Source organism: Rhodococcus rhodochrous (assembly GCF_014854695.1).
Classification (GTDB): Bacteria; Actinomycetota; Actinomycetes; order Mycobacteriales; family Mycobacteriaceae; genus Rhodococcus.
Genome location: NZ_CP027557.1, coordinates 2,250,195 through 2,267,199, shown reverse-complemented (window position 1 = coordinate 2,267,199; position 17,005 = coordinate 2,250,195). Strand labels below are relative to the sequence as shown.

At 68.7% G+C, this 17,005-nt stretch carries 20 protein-coding genes; 7 read left to right on the top strand and 13 right to left on the bottom strand.

Features of this window, described 5'->3' with window-relative positions; translation table 11 throughout:
- The first annotated feature begins 5 nt into the window (after positions 1–5).
- Both C6Y44_RS10680 and C6Y44_RS10675 read left to right on the top strand, forming a co-directional pair.
- Positions 6–686 carry an amino acid ABC transporter permease gene (locus C6Y44_RS10680; RefSeq protein ID WP_006551296.1) on the top strand — a complete coding sequence of 227 codons (681 nt, stop codon included), beginning with the start codon at positions 6–8 and terminating at the stop codon, positions 684–686.
- A complete protein-coding gene (locus C6Y44_RS10675) occupies positions 683–1,591 on the top strand; it encodes an amino acid ABC transporter permease (protein WP_159418538.1) in 909 nt (302 codons plus the stop codon). Before C6Y44_RS10680 ends, C6Y44_RS10675 begins: the two co-directional genes overlap by 4 nt.
- 33 nt (positions 1,592–1,624) lie before the next feature.
- On the opposite strand, the gene recX is transcribed toward C6Y44_RS10675, so the two are convergent.
- The 6 genes from recX to C6Y44_RS10645 all read right to left on the bottom strand — a co-directional run bounded on the left by recX (position 1,625) and on the right by C6Y44_RS10645 (position 6,014).
- Positions 1,625–2,242, bottom strand: coding sequence for a recombination regulator RecX (gene recX / locus C6Y44_RS10670; protein ID WP_159418539.1), 618 nt, complete (start codon positions 2,240–2,242; stop codon positions 1,625–1,627).
- A gap of 101 nt (positions 2,243–2,343) precedes the next feature.
- Complete coding sequence (gene recA, locus C6Y44_RS10665) at positions 2,344–3,387, bottom strand: recombinase RecA (RefSeq protein WP_059381245.1); 1,044 nt, start codon at positions 3,385–3,387, stop codon at positions 2,344–2,346.
- Between the two features lie 252 nt (positions 3,388–3,639).
- Positions 3,640–3,834 carry a DUF3046 domain-containing protein gene (locus tag C6Y44_RS10660; protein WP_006551291.1) on the bottom strand — a complete coding sequence of 65 codons (195 nt, stop codon included), beginning with the start codon at positions 3,832–3,834 and terminating at the stop codon, positions 3,640–3,642.
- A 37-nt stretch (positions 3,835–3,871) separates the two neighbouring features.
- The gene (locus C6Y44_RS10655; RefSeq protein ID WP_183070806.1) at positions 3,872–5,017 is read right to left on the bottom strand and encodes a glycosyltransferase; all 1,146 of its coding nucleotides are present in this window, start codon (positions 5,015–5,017) and stop codon (positions 3,872–3,874) included.
- An 87-nt stretch (positions 5,018–5,104) separates the two neighbouring features.
- Positions 5,105–5,824, bottom strand: a complete 720-nt coding sequence (locus C6Y44_RS10650) for a PIG-L deacetylase family protein (RefSeq protein WP_159418540.1) — start codon at positions 5,822–5,824, stop codon at positions 5,105–5,107.
- A gap of 16 nt (positions 5,825–5,840) precedes the next feature.
- The gene (locus C6Y44_RS10645) at positions 5,841–6,014 is read right to left on the bottom strand and encodes a hypothetical protein (protein ID WP_006551287.1); all 174 of its coding nucleotides are present in this window, start codon (positions 6,012–6,014) and stop codon (positions 5,841–5,843) included.
- 249 nt (positions 6,015–6,263) lie between these two features.
- Between C6Y44_RS10645 and C6Y44_RS10640 the strand changes: the two genes are divergently transcribed.
- Genes C6Y44_RS10640 through C6Y44_RS10630 form a run of 3 tightly spaced genes read left to right on the top strand, consistent with a single transcriptional unit; the run spans position 6,264 to position 8,162 of the window.
- The gene (locus C6Y44_RS10640) at positions 6,264–6,860 is read left to right on the top strand and encodes a biotin transporter BioY (protein WP_088898222.1); all 597 of its coding nucleotides are present in this window, start codon (positions 6,264–6,266) and stop codon (positions 6,858–6,860) included.
- Between the two features lie 19 nt (positions 6,861–6,879).
- Complete coding sequence (locus C6Y44_RS10635) at positions 6,880–7,560, top strand: energy-coupling factor ABC transporter ATP-binding protein (protein ID WP_159418541.1); 681 nt, start codon at positions 6,880–6,882, stop codon at positions 7,558–7,560.
- Positions 7,557–8,162, top strand: coding sequence for a CbiQ family ECF transporter T component (locus tag C6Y44_RS10630; protein ID WP_159418542.1), 606 nt, complete (start codon positions 7,557–7,559; stop codon positions 8,160–8,162). The genes C6Y44_RS10635 and C6Y44_RS10630 overlap by 4 nt, the downstream gene beginning before the upstream one ends.
- A gap of 59 nt (positions 8,163–8,221) precedes the next feature.
- On the opposite strand, the gene pspM is transcribed toward C6Y44_RS10630, so the two are convergent.
- The 4 genes from pspM to pgsA form a co-directional block, all read right to left on the bottom strand.
- Entirely contained in the window at positions 8,222–9,031 is an 810-nt protein-coding gene (gene pspM / locus C6Y44_RS10625; protein ID WP_159418543.1) for a phage shock envelope stress response protein PspM, read from the bottom strand.
- 26 nt (positions 9,032–9,057) lie between these two features.
- Positions 9,058–9,864: a phage shock protein PspA gene (pspA, locus tag C6Y44_RS10620; protein ID WP_006551283.1), complete on the bottom strand. Its 807-nt coding sequence runs from the start codon at positions 9,862–9,864 to the stop codon at positions 9,058–9,060.
- Positions 9,865–10,063: 199 nt separating this feature from the next.
- Positions 10,064–10,450: a helix-turn-helix domain-containing protein gene (locus C6Y44_RS10615; RefSeq protein ID WP_006551282.1), complete on the bottom strand. Its 387-nt coding sequence runs from the start codon at positions 10,448–10,450 to the stop codon at positions 10,064–10,066.
- A gap of 194 nt (positions 10,451–10,644) precedes the next feature.
- Positions 10,645–11,391 carry a CDP-diacylglycerol--glycerol-3-phosphate 3-phosphatidyltransferase gene (gene pgsA / locus C6Y44_RS10610; protein WP_159418544.1) on the bottom strand — a complete coding sequence of 249 codons (747 nt, stop codon included), beginning with the start codon at positions 11,389–11,391 and terminating at the stop codon, positions 10,645–10,647.
- A gap of 43 nt (positions 11,392–11,434) precedes the next feature.
- Here pgsA and C6Y44_RS10605 point away from each other — a divergent pair, with 43 nt between their 5' ends.
- Both C6Y44_RS10605 and C6Y44_RS10600 read left to right on the top strand, forming a co-directional pair.
- Positions 11,435–11,962 (top strand): amino-acid N-acetyltransferase, encoded by a 528-nt coding sequence (locus C6Y44_RS10605; RefSeq protein ID WP_225623775.1) that lies wholly within the window; start codon positions 11,435–11,437, stop codon positions 11,960–11,962.
- Positions 11,963–11,987: 25 nt separating this feature from the next.
- Positions 11,988–12,272 carry a YciI family protein gene (locus C6Y44_RS10600; RefSeq protein ID WP_120282314.1) on the top strand — a complete coding sequence of 95 codons (285 nt, stop codon included), beginning with the start codon at positions 11,988–11,990 and terminating at the stop codon, positions 12,270–12,272.
- Here the strand turns inward: C6Y44_RS10600 and C6Y44_RS10595 are convergent.
- The 3 genes from C6Y44_RS10595 to C6Y44_RS10585 all read right to left on the bottom strand — a co-directional run bounded on the left by C6Y44_RS10595 (position 12,262) and on the right by C6Y44_RS10585 (position 16,966).
- Positions 12,262–13,245, bottom strand: coding sequence for a TerC family protein (locus C6Y44_RS10595; protein ID WP_159418545.1), 984 nt, complete (start codon positions 13,243–13,245; stop codon positions 12,262–12,264). The two genes, C6Y44_RS10600 and C6Y44_RS10595, sit on opposite strands and share 11 nt — an antisense overlap.
- A 217-nt stretch (positions 13,246–13,462) precedes the next feature.
- The gene (locus C6Y44_RS10590; protein WP_174247049.1) at positions 13,463–16,246 is read right to left on the bottom strand and encodes a DNA translocase FtsK; all 2,784 of its coding nucleotides are present in this window, start codon (positions 16,244–16,246) and stop codon (positions 13,463–13,465) included.
- 93 nt (positions 16,247–16,339) lie between these two features.
- Positions 16,340–16,966, bottom strand: a complete 627-nt coding sequence (locus C6Y44_RS10585) for a TIGR03085 family metal-binding protein (RefSeq protein WP_120282312.1) — start codon at positions 16,964–16,966, stop codon at positions 16,340–16,342.
- Between the last annotated feature and the right edge of the window lie 39 nt (positions 16,967–17,005).

Here is a 17,005-nt window from a genome sequence, read left to right as displayed (position 1 = left end):
GACCTGTGGATCTGTTGAGCAAGTACAGCAGTCAGCTACTCGACGCGTTCTGGACCACGATCCAGTTGACCGTCATCTCGGCGATCGGCGCTCTGATCCTCGGAACGATCCTTGCTGCGATGCGCGTGTCTCCCATCCCCGTGGCGCGTGCCGTCGGCGCCGCCTACGTGACGATCTTCCGTAACACCCCGCTGACCCTGATCATCATCTTCTGCCTGTTCGGTCTGTCCCAGACGCTCGGCATCAAGCTGGCATCCGAGTCGTCGCCGACCTTCCTGGTGGACAACAACTTCCGGCTCGCCGTGCTCGGCCTGAGCGTCTACACGGCGGCCTTCGTGTGTGAGTCGCTCCGCTCGGGCATCAACACGGTCTCGCTCGGACAGTCGGAGGCCGGCCGCTCGCTGGGTCTGACCTTCAGCCAGAATCTGCGCCTGATCGTCCTCCCCCAGGCGTTCCGCGCGGTCATCGCCCCGCTCGGTTCGGTGCTCATCGCGTTGACCAAGAACTCGACGATCGCCTCCGTCATCGGCGTGTCCGAGGCCTCGCTGCTGATGAAGACGATGATCGAGAACGAAGCGGCCATCTTCGTCGTCGGTGGCATCTTCGCGCTCGGGTTCGTCATCCTCACCCTTCCCACCGGCCTGCTCTTCGGCCGGCTCAGCAAGCGATACGAGGTCGCCCGATGAGTGCACACGGAACCGTTCTCTACGACGCACCCGGGCCCCGCGCCAAGGCGCTCTACCGGATCCTGTCGGTGGTCGTGGTCGCGCTCCTCGTCCTCGTCGGCTGGATCGTCTACCGCGCGCTCGACGCCAACGGACAGCTGACGGCCGCCAAGTGGGAGCCGTTCGTCGAATCGTCCAGCTGGACCACCTATCTGCTGCCCGGCATCCGCGGCACGATCATCGCGGCCGTCGCGTCGATCGTGCTGGCACTGGTCCTCGGCACGGTGCTCGGCATCGCCCGTCTGTCCGATCACCGATGGGTCCGCGGGATCGCCGGCACGATCGTCGAGTTGTTCCGCGCTGTCCCGGTGCTGATCCTGATGATCTTCGCCTACCAGGTGTTCGCCGAGTACCGAGTCTTCAAGTCCGAGTACCTCGCGCTCGCTGCGGTCATCACCGGCCTGACCCTGTACAACGGATCGGTCATCGCGGAGATCGTGCGAGCGGGCATCAGGTCGCTCCCGCGCGGCCAGAGCGAGGCCGCCTACGCCATCGGCATGCGGAAGAACCAGCTCATGCGGCTGATCCTGCTGCCGCAGGCCGTGACGGTCATGCTCCCGGCGATCGTGTCGCAGATGGTGATCGCGCTCAAGGACTCCGCGCTCGGCTACCTCATCGGCTATGTCGAAGTGGTGCGTTCCGGACAGCAGCTCGGCGCGTTCTTCCAGAACTACCTGCCGTCGCTGCTGGTGGTCGCGGCGATCATGATCATCCTCAACAGCGCGCTGACGCAGTTCGCGATCTGGCTCGAGAAGCGCCTGCGATCCGGAAAACGCAAGAAGGGTGCCGTGCCGGCCGAGGAGCCGCAGACGATGCCCACGATGTCGGTGCCCGGCCTGGACATGACCGGGGAGGGACGCAAGTAGTGCGCCCGACCGTCGAGGTCCGGACGTAATGTTTCAGTCGTGCGGGAGGTCGCTCGCGTCGGCACCGAAGGTCGCGAGTTCCTCCCGCACGACGTCGAACGCCATCCCCTGCGCGTAACCGCGCCGGGCCAGCATTCCGACCAGTCGCCGTACCAACTTGTCGCGTTCGGCCGCGATCTCGCGCCGATCCCCTTCGGTGGGCAGCGGCGGCTGGGTGCGGAGCTTCTTGCGGACCAGTTCGACCGCTCGTTCCCGTTCGTCGGCGGTGTCGATCTGTTCGAGGGCAGCCGCCGCGTCGTCGGCGTCGATTCCCTTGCGGCGCAGTTCGAGTGCGATTGCGCGCCTACCCTTCCCCGCGTGCAGATGCCGTGAACGTGCCCACTGGTTGGCGAAATCCGCGTCGTCGATCAACCCGACCTCGGTGAGACGGTCGAGGGCACGTTCGGCGACGTCGGGTGCGAATCCCTTCTGCTCGAGCTTCGTCGCGAGCTCGGATCGGCTGCGTGCCCGATCGGTCAGCAGACGGAGACAGACGTCCTTGGCCTGCGCTTCGGTGCCACCGCCGGGCAGTTCCTGCTCGGTGCGAGCCGAGCGCCGCCGTCCGCGTCGTTCGCGCCGTGCGTCGGGCCGTCGTTCCTCGGGGTCGTCCATGACGCGCACAGTAGCCGGACCCACCGACAGCGCGGCCGGGTGCAGATACGCCACGGGGCACGGACGACGTGCGTCCGTGCCCCGTGCGGTCTGGGCGGTGACTAGAAGTCGACCGGCTCCTCGACATCACTCGGATCGGTGAGAACGGCACCGATGCCGAGCTTCTCCTTGATCTTCTTCTCGATCTCGTCGCGCACATCGGTGTTCTCGAGCAGGAACTTGCGGGCGTTCTCCTTGCCCTGCCCCAGCTGGTCGCCCTCGTAGGTGTACCAGGAGCCGGACTTACGGATGAAGCCCTGATCGACACCCATGTCGATGAGCGAGCCCTCCTTCGAGATGCCCTGGCCGTACAGGATGTCGAACTCGGCCTGCTTGAACGGAGGCGAGACCTTGTTCTTGACGACCTTCACGCGGGTGCGGTTGCCCACCGCGTCGCCGCCGTCCTTGAGCGTCTCGATCCGGCGCACGTCCAGACGCACGGAGGCGTAGAACTTCAGCGCCTTACCGCCCGTGGTGGTCTCGGGCGAGCCGAACATCACGCCGATCTTCTCGCGCAGCTGGTTGATGAAGATCGCGGTGGTGCCGGAGTTGTTGAGCGCACCGGTCATCTTGCGCAGTGCCTGGCTCATCAGGCGGGCCTGGAGACCGACGTGGCTGTCGCCCATCTCGCCTTCGATCTCGGCGCGGGGCACGAGCGCCGCGACCGAGTCGATGACGATGATGTCGAGCGCACCCGAGCGGATGAGCATGTCGGCGATCTCGAGGGCCTGCTCACCGGTGTCGGGCTGGGACACGAGCAGGGCGTCGGTGTCGACACCGAGCTTGCGCGCGTAGTCCGGATCGAGGGCGTGCTCGGCGTCGATGAACGCCGCGATGCCGCCGGCGGCCTGCGCGTTGGCGACGGCGTGGAGGGCCACCGTCGTCTTACCCGAGGATTCCGGGCCGTAGATCTCGATGACGCGCCCGCGCGGCAGGCCGCCGATACCGAGAGCCACGTCGAGTGCGATCGACCCGGTGGGAATGACTGCGATGGGCGGACGGACGTCCTCGCCCAGGCGCATCACCGAGCCCTTACCGAAGCTCTTGTCGATCTGCGCGAGGGCGAGCTCGAGCGCCTTCTCGCGGTCGTGAGCCTGTGCTGCCATCTTGGTCCCCTTAATAGAATCTCGTCCTTGTTGTCGACGACGTTAGAACCCGGCACCGACAAGTTCGCTGTCGCGACCGCGGAAACGCCGTATCTGTGGATGGAATCACCACCTGTGGACAACCCACCCGGCGTTCCCAGCATAGCCGAACACGTGTTCGAAAGCCGGTCGCTTCGTGTACGCGAAGAATGGTCGCATCCCCGTCGGACAGAAAATCGATTCGGCGCGTGACACTCCCGGCCGGTCCCGTGACTACCGCCGTACGGGCGGGACGTCGAACTCGTCGCAGAGCGCGCGCCACACCTCCCGGGGCTCCTGTCCCGCCTCGATCGCCTCGGCCGCCGTCCGTCCACCGAGCGAGAGCAGCACGTGATCGCGCAGCAGGGCATCGCCGTGCATCTGTCCGAACTCGTCCCGGACCACCTCGTAGAACTCCGTCAACCGCACCCCGACCACGGTAGTCGCGCGTGCTGCGCCGCGACAGTCAGTCCGCTGCGGCCTCGCACACCGCGACCGGATCCTCCACGTCGCCGGCACCGTCGGCGGCCGCACGAGCCGCTGCGGCGAAGTCCGGGGACGACAGCACGGTGTCGATCGCGGAGCGGACCGCAGCCGCGTCGAGCGGACGCACCACCACCGCACTCCCCTGCCGTGCGGCGCGGTTCGCCAGCTCCCACTGGTCGCCACCCCCGGGCACGATCACCGCCGGAACCCCCGCACTCAGCGTCTTGGCGAGCATCCCGTGCCCACCCCCGCACACGACGACATCGGCCTGCCGGAGCAGGACGTCCTGCCGGCCGCGACCCGAGACGGCCCAGCTCGGGAGCGACTGCTGCGGGGGGTCGAGCATCGTCGCGGCGACCCGCATCCCGGCCCCGTCGAGTGCGTCGCAGACCGTCTCGACCATCCCGGTCACGCCGGTGACCGCGGTCGACGGCGCGACCATCACGACAGGTCCGTCACCCGGCGGCGGATCGAGGATCTCCGCGGTGGGTTCCCACAGCAGTGGACCGACGACATGCGCGTGCCCGGGCCAGTCGGGACGGGGCACCTCGAGTGCCGGCAGGGTGGCGATCAGCCGGGCCCGGGGCCCGGGATCGCGCGCCGGCAGACCGATTCCGACACGTGCGGCAGAACGCTCGCGCTCCCCCTGCCGCAGCGATCTCGCGGTCATCGCACGCAACGCGGCGTCCCTCAACCGGCCCCGCACACCCGTGCCCACATCGAGACCGCTCCCGATCGGTGGAAGCCCGCGCGAGGGCAGGTACAACGGATGCGGCGAGAGCTCGACCCACGGGATCCCCAGTCGCTCGGCGGCCATCCCTCCGCCGGCGGTGAGCACGTCCGCCACGACGAGGTCGGGTAGCAGGGCTCCGAGATCCGGGAGCATCTCGTTCGCGATGTGGGCGGCACGGGCGTGGATCTTCGCCCCCGCGTCGCCGTCGTCGTCCCCGAGCCGGGGTGCGAGCCCCTTCAATTCTGCGAACGTCACACCGGGCAGCTCGAGGCCGAGCCATCGTTCGCCCGTGAGGACGACCGCGTCGTGCCCGGCATCCGCGAGCCGCAGCGACAACGCGATCGCCGGAATCGCATGACCCGCATCGGGCCCGGCCACCACCGCCACTCGCACGCGCACAGCCTGCCACATCCCGCGCACGCGGGATCGGGCCTCCCGCGCACGCGGGACAGATGTCACAACACCGTCGTGGGACGTCCCCTATCCCGCGAAGGTGTACAGCTCGAATCCGGCGACCCGAGCGGCCGGAAAGCCCGGCAGCGGTGCGGACGATCGCTCCACCTGCTCGCGGGCCTGCTCCTCGGCGCTCCTGTCGTCGAGGGCCTCGAGATAGCGGCGGTGCGCCGAGAGCGACTCGACCGCCACCTCGACGGTGTCGGTGACGTCCACCCCGTGGGTCGGAGACGTCGTATTGACCGCCACCCACCGCACCCCGGGCCAGGCTTCGAGACCGGCCTCCGCGAGTTCCGGGAAGATCCACTCGTTGGCAGCGTCGGCAACGGCATCGAGCACGGCCAGCCCGACCGCACGGTGGTCCGCGCTGTTGAGGATGCCGGGGAACCAGGTGAGCCCGAAGTTCCCGGTCACCACCATCTCGGGTCGGTGTCTGCGGATGCTCGCCGCGATGTCGCGTCGCAGATCGAGGCCGGCGACGATGTGCCCGTCGCGGTGGCCGAGGAACTCCACCGAGTCCACGCCGACGATCCGCGCGGATTCGCGTTCCTCCGCCTCCCGCAGCGGGCCGCACTCCTCGGGGTCGAGCCCGGCGATCCCGGCCTCCCCGCTCGTCGCGAGGACGTAGCGCACCTGTTTGCCCTGCCGGGTCCATCGGGCCACGGCCGCGGCGGCACCGTATTCGATGTCGTCGGGGTGCGCGGCGATCACGAGTCCGTCCTGCCAGTCCTCCGGTACCGCCTCCACAGCTGCCCCCTTCGTCCTACAGACGTGTCAGGTCGTGCTTGTCACCTCCCGATACTGCCTTGTACAGCAGGTATCCGCCGAAGATCACGGCGCCGAGTACGAGAAAGCCGAACAGGTTGTCGAGCAGGGCGCCGAGGACGGCGAGACCGACCCACACCACCGCGACGATTCCTACGATCTTCCAGAACATTGGGTACTCCCACCCTCGATGCCGACCTCTTCCGTGCCGGACTCCGTTTGCTCGGTACGCCTCGATCCTTGCAGCTCGAGTGGAGAAAAACAGCAGGTCAGCGCAGATATCAGGGAAAGATCAGGGGACACCCGGAGACGCACCCCGGGTGTGGCCCACGGGCACCCGGAGGTGGGTCGGTGACCCGCGGCACGCCGGTACGGCTTAGGCTCTACGGGTTCACCGTCCATACCGGAAGGCTGAGTAATCGTGTCCACGTCCCGCCGTATCCCCGCGCGCGACCTCGCGCAGATCGCCGTCTTCGCCGCCCTGATCATCGCCCTGGGACTGCCCGGTCAGATCAGCATCGGATCGTCCGGCGTGCCCATCACGTTGCAGACCCTCGGCGTGATGCTCGCGGGTGCACTGCTCGGCGCACGCAAGGGTGTCCTGTCGGTGCTCACCGTGATCGTGCTGGGACTGGCGCTGCCCGTACTCGCCGGCGGGCGCACGACCCTCACCTCGCTGGCCGGTCCCACGGTGGGCTTCCTCATCGGCTGGGTTCCTGCCGTCGCCGTGATCGGCTGGCTGAGCATGAAGATGCTGCCGCGATACCGCACGTTGCCCGGTGTGGCCGTCAACGTCCTCGGTGGCATCGTCGTTCTCTACGCCTTCGGTATCGCGGGCATGGTCCTGCGCACGGATCTCACGGTGTGGGCCGCCGCCGCTGCCAACGTCACCTTCCTGCCGGGCGATCTCGCCAAGGCGGTCGTCGCCGCAGCGGTCGCCGCCCAGGTGCACCGCGCCTACCCCGCACTGGCGGCACCGCGCATCGCGCCCCGCCCCGCTGCGGATCCCGCGCACTGACGCCGCCGCCCGACCGTCGATGAGCGAGATCCGATTCCGGGAGGTGCGGCACGCCTACGGCCACCGCACCGTCCTCGACGGGGTCGACGTGGTCCTCACCGAACGACGCGTCGGCATCGTCGGCGCGAACGGCAGCGGCAAGTCGACGATGGCGCGCATGATCAACGGCCTGCTCGTCCCGTCGTCCGGTTCGGTGACCGTCGACGGCCTCGACACGGCGCGCAAGGGCCGGGAGGTCCGCAAGAAGGTCGGATTCGTCTTCACCGACCCGGACCATCAGATCATCATGCCGACGGTCGCCGAGGACGTCGCCTTCTCGCTCCGACGCAGCGGACTCGGCAAGGAGGAACGCGAGGCCCGGGTACGGCAGGTCCTCGCCGACTTCGGGCTCACGGGGCATCACGACCACCCCAGCCACCTGCTCTCGGGCGGCCAGAAGCAGTTGCTCGCGCTCGCCGCGATCATGGTGACCGACCCGGCGGTGCTCGTCGCGGACGAACCGACGACCCTGCTCGACCTGCGCAACACGAAGCTCATCGCGCGCACCTTCGCGAGCCTGCCGCAGCAGGTGATCGCGGTGACCCACAATCTCGAACTCCTCGCGGACTTCGATCGTGTGCTGGTGGTCGACTCGGGGCGGGTCGTCGCCGACGACGAACCGGCGTCCGCGCTCGCGTTCTACCGGAATCTGATCGGGTGAACACTTTCGGCCTCTACCATCCCGGACGCTCCGTCCTGCATCGGCTTCCGGCGGGAGCGAAGCTGCTCGCGGTCGCAGCACTGATCCTCGCCCTGACCCTGTGGATCCGGCAGCCCTGGCAGGTGCTGCCCGCCCTGGCGTTGGCCGTGCTCGCGTACGCGGCCGCGCGCATACCTCCGCGTCTGGCCGCTGTGCAATTGCGGCCGCTGGTGTGGATGCTGGCGATCATCGCAGCGTTCCAGGTCCTCGTCGCGGGGTGGGAACGGGCGGTGGTGATCTGCGGGTCGCTGCTCGTGGCGGTTGCCCTGGCCGCCCTGGTGACCCTCACGACGCGGACCACCGACATGCTCGACGCGATCGTGCGGGCGGCCCGTCCCCTCGCGCGCGTCGGGGTCGATCCCGACCGGGTGGGACTCGTGCTGGTGATGACCGTCCGCGCGATCCCGCTGATCGGCACCGTGGTAACCCGCGTGACCGAGGCACGCAAGGCGCGTGGTCTCGGATTCTCGTTGCGGGCCCTCGTGGTTCCGGTGGTGGTGGGAGCCCTGCGCACCGCGGAGGCGATGGGCGAGGCCCTCGCCGCTCGCGGTGTCGACGACTGAGAGGTGTCGACGACCGACGTGTTCGGCCCGCGGTGTCGATGACGGAGGTGTTCCGCCCCTCAGGGGCGGTAACGCTGCTCGATCTGCCCCAACTCGCGCCAGGACTGCGCCCAGCTCTCGAGCTTGTCGGACGTGGCGATCAGTTCGGCGCGTCGCTGGTCGAGCATCGCCAGCGACCGGTTGCCCTCGGCGGTCGCGGCGAGGCGTGCTGCAGCGGCGACGAGTTCCTCGAACTGGTCGACACCCGTCCCGAGACGCTCGCCCGCGTCGACGATGGCAGCGGACAGGTGGGTCTTGGCGGCCGCACTGCCCTGCGCGGCGGATTCGAGGGCTACGACGTCCTCGACGACGGCATCGAGTGCGGATGCGGCTGCGCGGGCCGCGTCGTCGATCTCGGTGAGGTCGTCGGGGGCCACGGAGTTCGACCGCACGAGCACACCGAGCAGGCGCCGCAGGCTCTGCTCGTTCGCCGCGAGGCGTTCCATCGGGGCGCGGGCGACCGAACCGGCCGGTGGCAGCGGCCGGCGGCGCGGCGGCGGTGGGGGCAGCGGCACCGCATCGAGGCGACGGAACGTACGGACGGCGAGGACGGCGGGCACTGCGAGAGCCGCCGTCGCTCCCCCGGCCGCGACGAGCGTCCATTCGGGAGCCGACGCGACGGCCAGGGTCGCGGTGCCGATCGCCGTGGTGCCAGAGCCGGCACCGAAGAAACTGGCACGCCGACGCGCGCGACGTTTCTTACGCCGCAAGCGGGCGGCCGGATCGCGCCAGCGGCGCGCGGCCTCCATCGCGTTGTCGGTGGCGTCGCGGAACGCAGAGACGACCGAACCAGGGATGTTCCCGGTCCGGTCGTCTCCGGAGGCGTTCACGGCGGATCAGTTCCGAGGCGTGCGGATCAGCGGCCGGTGGTACCGGCAGCGTTCGGGGGCTCTTTGCGCGTGTCGACGGCAGGGTTGGCGGGAGTGCCCGGAAGCGCCTCGCCCTTCATCGACGCCCGGATCTGCTCGAGTCGGCTGTGACCGGCCATCTGGACGGTGGCCTGCTGCACCTCGAGCATGCGGCCCTGCACCGAGTTCTGGGCGAGCTCGGCCGAACCGAGAGCGTTGGCGTAGCGACGCTCGATCTTCTCGCGGACGGCGTCGAGGCTCGGAGTGGTGCCCGGAGCTGCGAGGGTCGAATCCATCGAACGCAGCGACTCGCTCACGCGCTCCTGCATCTTGGCCTGCTCGAGCTGGCTGAGCAGCTTCGTGCGCTCGGCGACCTTCTGCTGCAGCGCCATGGCGTTCTGCTCGACGGCCTTCTTGGCCTGCGCGGCGGCCTGGAGCGACTGGTCGTGCAGCACCTTGAGGTCCTCGACGGACTGCTCGGCGGTGACGAGCTGTGCCGCGAAGGCCTCGGCCGCGTTCGTGTACTGGATCGCCTTCTCGGTATCGCCCGCCGCCGTGGCCTGGTCGGCCATCATGACGGCCTGGCGAGCACTCGCGTTGAGCTTCTCGACCTCGTCCAGCTGACGGTTGAGCTTCATCTCGAGCTGACGCTGGTTACCGATGACGGAGGCCGCCTGCTGCGAGAGTGCCTGATGCTGACGCTGCGCGTCCTCGATCGCCTGCTGAATCTGGACCTTCGGATCGGCCTTCTCATCGATCTTCGAGTTGAAAAGCGCCATCAGGTACTTCCAGCCCTTGACGAAAGGATTAGCCATGGGTGTGATCCTGCCTCCATCTGGTACGCCGCGCCGAACGCGACCCGGTACGCGGCCCTCGCGCCCCGGTTCGAAGATCGCCGGTCCGCTGCTACCCCCGACGACCCACCTGCCCCGGCCGGGTCCGTGCACGCATCACGCCCCGGTCGATGTCGCTTACGACCGTATCCGGCGAGGCCGGCACGGTTCGTGATCCATGTTAGGCGGCTGCCAGCGCCTGTGCGGCGGGTGCAGGGATCACCATGCGCGGCTCCTGCGCGAGCAAACCGGGCTCGGCGGTGGCGCCGTCGTCGGACCGCTCGGCCGGTGCCGTGTCGGCTGCGGTGGTCTCCATGTCCGTGCGACGGTCGAGGCCGTCCGCCAGCAGACCGCTCACGTCGAACAGCACGTCGGACAGCGGGACCTCCAGTGCATCGCAGATGGCCGCGAGCAGTTCGCTCGAGGCCTCCTTCCTGCCGCGCTCGATCTCCGAGAGATAGCCGAGGCTGACCCGGGCGCTGCTGGAGACTTCGCGCAGGGTGCGGCTCTGCGAAACACGGGTGCGCCGAAGGCTGTCACCGAGTGCCTCACGCAACAACAGCGCCATCCCATCCTCCTTCGTCCGTCGTGCCGACACCTCGTCAACGCACGACGACGCTGCGAGGTTCCCGCAGATCGATCGGACCTCGATACCGCGGTGTCCAGACATTACAACGCCGACGGCGGTTGCAGACGTCCGAGTAGTCCCGACACAGCGGTGTCGACCGCACCGAGCCGGATCCCGCGCGTCCCGTCCCGTGGTTACCGGGCGTCCTCACCCACCGTGCGGCCGTCGCCCGGTGTGTCCCGGGCGGCGGCATCCCCCGAGACGTCCGCCCCCGAAATGTCCCCCGCACGGGCGGTCTCGCTCTCGCTCCGGCGCACCCCGGTACGCAGCCGGATCGCCTGGACCACATAGTCGAGTCCCGTCACCACCGTCAGTGCGACCGCCAGGATCATCAGGCCGATCGCCACCGGTTCCACCGATTCGGGCAGCGGCATCAGGTAGACACCGATGGCGAGCGTCTGCACCAGGGTCTTGAGCTTGCCGCCGCGACTCGCCGGGATCACGGCGTGCCGGAGCACAGCGAACCGCAGGGCAGTGATACCCAGCTCCCGAGCCGCGATGATGCCGGTGACCCACCACGACAGGTCGCCGAGCAGCGACAGCCCGACGAGCGCGGCACCGATGAGGGCCTTGTCGGCGATGGGATCGGCGAGTTTGCCGAAATCGGTGACGAGACCGTGCTTTCGCGCGAGTTGACCGTCGATCCGGTCGGTGATGGCGGCGATCGCGAAGACTCCGGTCGCCGCGAGCCTCCACGCGGTGTCGTGCCCGTCGCCGACGAAGAGCAGCACCAGGAAGACCGGTACCAACGCGATCCGGCCCACCGTCAGGATGTTGGCGATGTTCCACAACGGCACCGGATCGTGCGGGCTCCCGGCGTGCGGTCCCGGTGCGGCGCCGCTCCCGCCCGACGCGGTGACATGCTGGCGGGGCGTGCTCATGTGCCCCACAATATCGGTAGCCGCACGCGCTACTGTTCACCGCATGACGACACCGCCGACGAACCACGACTCGAACGATCGAATGGTCGTACGGCGCGCCCGAACCTCCGACGTGCCCGAGATCAAGCGGCTCATCGACATCTACGCGGGCAGGATCCTGCTCGAGAAGAATCTCGTGACCCTGTACGAGGCCGTCCAGGAGTTCTGGGTGGCCGAACTCGGCGGACAGGTCGTCGGGTGCGGGGCCCTGCACGTGCTGTGGTCGGATCTCGGCGAGGTGCGCACCGTGGCCGTCGACCCGTCCGTCAAGGGCCACGGCGCCGGTCACCTGATCGTCGCGCGCCTCATCGAGGTCGCCCGCGAGCTCGAGCTGGAACGACTGTTCGTGCTCACCTTCGAGGTGGAATTCTTTGCGCGGCACGGTTTCGCGGAGATCCAGGGGACTCCGGTGACGGCCGAGGTCTATGCGGAGATGTGCCGGTCGTACGATACGGGCGTCGCGGAGTTCCTGGACCTGAGCTATGTGAAACCGAACACGCTCGGGAACACCCGGATGCTCCTCACCCTCTGATCGAGACCACGAAAGCGAGACCCGTATGGCCCTGTTCGCCGTCGAGTACACCTATTCGGATGCGACCGCCTCGGCGCGCGACGAGCACCGCCCGAAGCACCGAGCATGGCTCGGCGACCTCGTGGATCAGGGCATCGTGCGGGCGACCGGCCCGTGGACGGACGGTTCGGGTGCGCTCATCCTCGTCGACGTGGCCGACGAGGCCGCGGCGCGCGAACTGATGGGCCAGGACCCGTTCGCGCAGCGCGACCTCGTCGACGCCGTGCGCATCACCGGGTGGAACCCGGTGATGGGCGTGTTCAACTCCTGACGGATTCCTTCTCGCCGCGCGTCCTGAGCAGGCTGGCCACCGTCGTCACGGCCAGCACTCCGATGATCACGACCAGGGACACGCCGGTGGAGATCTCCGGGACGGCAACGTGCTCGCCGCCGTTGATCCAGCCGAGCGTGTTCTCGTGCAAGGCATGGAGCACCAGCTTCACGCCGATGAACGCGAGGATGATCGACAGTCCGTAGGACAGGTAGACCAACCGCTCGAGCAGACCGCCGATGAGGAAGAACAGCTGTCGCAGGCCCATCAGGGCGAAGGCGTTCGCGGTGAACACCAGATACGGCTCGTTGGTCAGACCGTAGATCGCGGGGATCGAGTCGAGCGCGAAGAGGATGTCGGTGAAGCCGATGGCGACAAGCGCGAGCAGCATCGGCGTGACGAGCTTCTTGCCGTCGATGCGAGTGATGAGGCGGTCGCCGTCGTACTCGTCGTGCACCGGCAGGAACTTCCGGGCCAGCTTGACCATCCGGTTCTCCGAGATGGCCTGCGGGTCCTCACCGTGGTCGCGGATGAGCTTGACGGCCGTGTAGATGAGGAAGAAGCCGAACAGGTAGAACACCCAGCTGTAGGCGTTGATCGCCGCGGCACCGACCGCGATGAAGGCACCGCGCATGACCAGCGCCAGCACGATGCCGATGGTGAGGACCTTCTGCTGGTACTCACGGGGCACCGCGAAGGTGGCCATGATGATGACGAAGACGAAGAGGTTGTCGACCGACAGCGCCTTCTCGGTGATGTAGCCGGCGAAGTACTCGCCGCCGTAGGTCGGTCCCCAGACCGCGAAGACGATCACGCCGAAGAGGATCGCGATGGCGATGAAGACGGCCGACCAGAAACCGGATTCGCGCAGTGTGGGCGCGTGCGGCTTGCGGACGTGGGCGAAGAAGTCGAAGACGAACAACCCGATGATGACGGCGATCGTGATCAACCAGGTGGTCAGGTTTACGTGCATGGACCCATAGGCCTTCCGGTAGGTATGCGTACCTGCCGGAGGTCTCTCCCGCCCGGACTATCGCCGGACCGACGGCCCCGGGACGGCATCGGCGCCGCACGTGTTGACGAGACCGCCGCGGATCTGGGGATACTCCCCTCCACAGCTTCCACGATTGTGCCACACATCGTCGCTTCCCGCCGGAGGCAGCAGGGACGGCCCGTCGAGAGGGCATGTCTCACTGCTCTGCAGCCGGGGCCTCTGCCGGATCTCCACCGCCACGGATCGAGTACAGCAGGCCGTCGAGCTCCTCGGGCTTGACCAGCACCTCGCGGGCCTTGCTGCCCTCGCTCGGCCCGACCACACCGCGGGTCTCCATCAGGTCCATCAGGCGACCGGCCTTGGCGAATCCGACGCGCAGCTTGCGCTGCAGCATCGACGTCGAACCGAACTGGCTCGTGACGACGAGTTCGACGGCCTGCAGGAAGACGTCGAGGTCATCGCCGATGTCGGGATCGACGTCCTTCTTGTCGCCGGCCTTCGGAGCGGTGACTCCCTCGTTGTACTCGGGTTCGGCCTGATTCTTGGCGAAGTCGACGACCCCTGCGATCTCCTCGTCGGTGATGAACGCACCCTGCAGGCGGATCGGCTTGCCCGCCCCCATCGGCAGGAACAGTCCGTCGCCCATACCGATGAGCTTCTCGGCACCGGGCTGGTCGAGGATGACGCGCGAGTCGGTGAGCGAACTCGTCGCGAACGCGAGTCGCGAGGGCACGTTCGTCTTGATGAGACCCGTGACGACGTCCACCGAGGGTCGCTGGGTGGCGAGCACGAGATGGATGCCGGCGGCGCGGGCCTTCTGGGTGATGCGGACGATCGCATCCTCGACGTCGCGTGGGGCCGTCATCATCAGGTCGGCGAGCTCGTCGACGATGGCGAGGATGTACGGATACGGCCGGTACACGCGCTCACTGCCGAGCGGTGCGGTGATCTCCCCCGACTTCACCTTCGCGTTGAAGTCGTCGATGTGGCGCACGCGGTTGGCCTGCATGTCCTGGTAGCGCTGCTCCATCTCCTCGACGAGCCAGGCCAGCGCCGCCGCGGCCTTCTTCGGCTGCGTGATGATCGGGGTGATCAGGTGCGGGATGCCCTCGTAGGGCGTCAGCTCGACCATCTTCGGGTCGATGAGGATCATCCGCACCTCGTCGGGCGTCGCGCGGATGAGCAGTGACACGAGCATCGAATTGACGAAGCTCGACTTACCGGAACCGGTCGAACCGGCGACCAGCAGGTGCGGCATCTTCGCGAGGTTGGCGGAGACGAAGTCGCCCTCGATGTCCTTACCGAGACCGATGACGAGGGGGTGGTGGTCGCGCCGGGTCGACGGCGCCGCGAGCACGTCCGACAGCCGCACGAGTTCGCGGTCGGTGTTGGGGACCTCGATGCCGACGGCGGACTTGCCCGGGATCGGTGCGAGCAACCGGACGTTGTCGGTGGCCACCGCGTACGCGATGTTGCGGGCGAGCGCGGTGATCTTCTCGACCTTGACGCCGGGGCCGAGTTCGACCTCGTAGCGGGTGACGGTCGGGCCACGGGTGAAGCCGGTGACCGCGGCGTCGATCTTGAACTGTTCGAGAACCTCGGTGATCGCCTCGATCATCTGGTCGTTCGCGGCCGACCGCGTCTTGGGCGGGTCGCCCTTGGTGAGCAACTCCAGTGAGGGCAGCGTGTAGTCGCCCTCGATCTCGCGGTCGCGCACGAACGTCTCGGCCGGTTCCGGTTCGGAGGTCTGGTCGACGACCTCGGGTACCGGGGCGGCCTTCGGCTTCTTACGGGCGGGAGCGGGGGCCGGTGCTGCGGCCGCGGTCTCGGCGACCGAGGGCATCTCCAGCGTGGCCGGCGGCGAGGCGGGCGCCTCCGGTTCGGGTGCGCGGTCGTCCCACAGCGGGAGCACCTCGGTCTTCGCGTCGCCGTCGAACTCGTCGGGCGGGTAGTTCTCCACCGGGGTACGCCGGCGACGGGACCGCTTGGGCGCGGGCGGCTCGTCGATCGGGTAGCCGTCGGCGTCGAACATCGGCGGCTCGTCGTAGCCGTAATCGTCGTCGTAGTGGTCGTCGTAGTCGCCGTACTCGTCGTCGGCGCGGTAGCCGAGGCCGAAGTAGTCGCGGAACAGTTCGGGCAGCTCCCGCACCGTGGTGCCGGTGAGCAGCAGGATCCCGAAGCCCGCCGCGAGGAGCATCAGCGGCACGGACAGCCACACGGTGAGTCCGGAGGTGAGCGGTCCGCCCACGGCGGCACCGACGAAACCGGCCCCTTCCGAGCGGCCCTCCGCGTCGGTGGGCGAACCGGAGGCGATGTGCCACAGACCCAGCGCGGGCAGACCGACGAGCAGTCCGCCGACGACGAGCCGGGGACGGATCTCGGGATGCGGTTCGGTGCGCATGAGCGTCACCGCGACGCCGACCGCGACGAGCGGAAGGACCGCGCTCGCACCGCCGGTGACGGCGCGGACGGCCGTCTCGACCCACTCCCCCACCGGGCCGCCGACGCCGAACCACACCGTGCCGGCGATGATCACGCCGATGGAGATCAGTCCGAGCGCGATGCCGTCGCGGCGGTGTCCGGACTCGATCTCGGTGGCGCGACCCATCGTCCGGGTCGTGGCACCGAGGGCGCGGGCCGTGATCATCCAGCCGGCGCCGACGGTGCGGCCGACAGCGGTGAGGATCCCCCCGGAACTGCGCCGGGGACGGGCGGGCGCGGGGCGGCGGCTCGCGGCCGGAGTGCGACGTGCGGTGCCACCGCTGCGACGGTTCGCGGTCGAGGCCGCGGCGCGCGGCTTGCGTGCGGGGGTGGACCGGGTCGATCCGGACGCCTTCGACTTCGCGGTCGATCCGGTCTTCGAGGTGGAGGCACCCGCGCTGCGAGCACGGGAGGTGCTGCCGCCCGAACCCCGCGCCCCCGCCCGCGACCGAGAGGTCGTAGACGACGTTCCGCGGCTGCCCGACGACTTTCCTGCCATATCCGCCAGGGTAGCCGCACGGACCTCTCATGAACCATCAGCAACACGGGTACCGGGCGGCGGCACTGGTCACACGCCGTCCCGGGCGAGCGCTCACAGTCCGCGTTTCGACCCCGCCAGTTCGGTGACCGCCGACTCGTCACCCTCGATCTCGAGCCGCACCTGGTCGCGGCCGAAGGCGTGCAGCACGAGTTCGGCCGGTTCGCCGCGCAGCACGACGGTGCGCGGACCGCGCTTGCGCAGGGTGACCCGCTCGCCGGAACCGGACCGCTCGAAGACCACCGTGACGTCGCATCCGCCGTAGCTGTTGCGTCCGATCATCCGCGCGATGCGCCAGAGCTGGTCCTGGTCGTCCGCCGACAGCGTCCGCGGCTCCCATCCGGGCTGCGCGCGGCGCACGTCCTCGTGGTGCACGAACATCTCCGCCGCGTTGGCGACGGCGTCGAACAGGAACATCGGCGACCACTTCGGCGGGCCGGAATCGACGTCGGCGAGCAGGTGTGCCCACTGCCGGTCGGTGGCGGAGCGTCGCACCTTCTCCGTGTGATCGGCCAGGGCCGGGACGACGATGCCGGGCATCGCGTCCACCCGGCGCTCGCGGACGAGCAGGTGCGCGGCGAGATCCCGGACCGTCCAGTCGCCGCAGAGCGTCGGCGCGTCGGGCCCGACCTCGGACATCGTGCGGACGAGGGCATGTCGTTCGCTTCGGGCGAGGCTCATTCCGCCACTCTAGCGATCACTCCTGCCCTCGCCCATCGC

Excerpts from the sequence above, each read along its gene's own strand:
- C6Y44_RS10675 (WP_159418538.1), top strand. The coding sequence starts at position 683 with ATGAGTGCACACGGAACCGTTCTCTACGACGCACCCGGGCCCCGCGCC.
- recX (WP_159418539.1), bottom strand. The coding sequence starts at position 2,242 with ATGGACGACCCCGAGGAACGACGGCCCGACGCACGGCGCGAACGACGC.
- recA (WP_059381245.1), bottom strand. The coding sequence starts at position 3,387 with ATGGCAGCACAGGCTCACGACCGCGAGAAGGCGCTCGAGCTCGCCCTC.
- C6Y44_RS10645 (WP_006551287.1), bottom strand. The coding sequence starts at position 6,014 with ATGTTCTGGAAGATCGTAGGAATCGTCGCGGTGGTGTGGGTCGGTCTC.
- C6Y44_RS10635 (WP_159418541.1), top strand. The coding sequence starts at position 6,880 with ATGAGCGAGATCCGATTCCGGGAGGTGCGGCACGCCTACGGCCACCGC.
- pspA (WP_006551283.1), bottom strand. The coding sequence starts at position 9,864 with ATGGCTAATCCTTTCGTCAAGGGCTGGAAGTACCTGATGGCGCTTTTC.
- C6Y44_RS10615 (WP_006551282.1), bottom strand. The coding sequence starts at position 10,450 with ATGGCGCTGTTGTTGCGTGAGGCACTCGGTGACAGCCTTCGGCGCACC.
- pgsA (WP_159418544.1), bottom strand. The coding sequence starts at position 11,391 with ATGAGCACGCCCCGCCAGCATGTCACCGCGTCGGGCGGGAGCGGCGCC.
- C6Y44_RS10605 (WP_225623775.1), top strand. The coding sequence starts at position 11,435 with ATGACGACACCGCCGACGAACCACGACTCGAACGATCGAATGGTCGTA.
- C6Y44_RS10600 (WP_120282314.1), top strand. The coding sequence starts at position 11,988 with ATGGCCCTGTTCGCCGTCGAGTACACCTATTCGGATGCGACCGCCTCG.
- C6Y44_RS10595 (WP_159418545.1), bottom strand. The coding sequence starts at position 13,245 with ATGCACGTAAACCTGACCACCTGGTTGATCACGATCGCCGTCATCATC.
- C6Y44_RS10590 (WP_174247049.1), bottom strand. The coding sequence starts at position 16,246 with ATGGCAGGAAAGTCGTCGGGCAGCCGCGGAACGTCGTCTACGACCTCT.
- C6Y44_RS10585 (WP_120282312.1), bottom strand. The coding sequence starts at position 16,966 with ATGAGCCTCGCCCGAAGCGAACGACATGCCCTCGTCCGCACGATGTCC.